The organism is Iodobacter arcticus (genome assembly GCF_042664895.1).
Lineage (GTDB): Bacteria > Pseudomonadota > Gammaproteobacteria > Burkholderiales > Chitinibacteraceae > Iodobacter > Iodobacter arcticus.
Window position 1 is genome coordinate 290,437 of sequence record NZ_JBHTBQ010000044.1, and the last position, 220, is coordinate 290,656.

General features: G+C 48.6%; 1 protein-coding gene. It reads right to left on the reverse strand.

Features of this window, described 5'->3' with window-relative positions; all coding sequences use genetic code 11:
- Positions 1-220 (reverse strand): IS3 family transposase (locus tag ACFQNF_RS18795; RefSeq protein ID WP_380189590.1); only part of this gene is annotated, 220 nt, incomplete at both ends.

Sequence of the window (220 nt, forward strand, 5' to 3'; positions counted from 1 at the left end):
ACACGACTTCAAGCCCAGCTCTTGCATTAAACGCTGAACCGTTTTGTGATTCAGCCATTCGCCTTTTTTTCTGAGCGCCAGCATGATCCGCCGATATCCATAGCGTCCCTTATGCTCTGCAAATAGCGCTTTAAGCTGCGTTTTTACGTTTTGATACTTGTCGTTCGCAGCCAAAGCCTGCTTCTGGTAATAGAAGGTGCTGCGCGGCAAATCAGCGTGT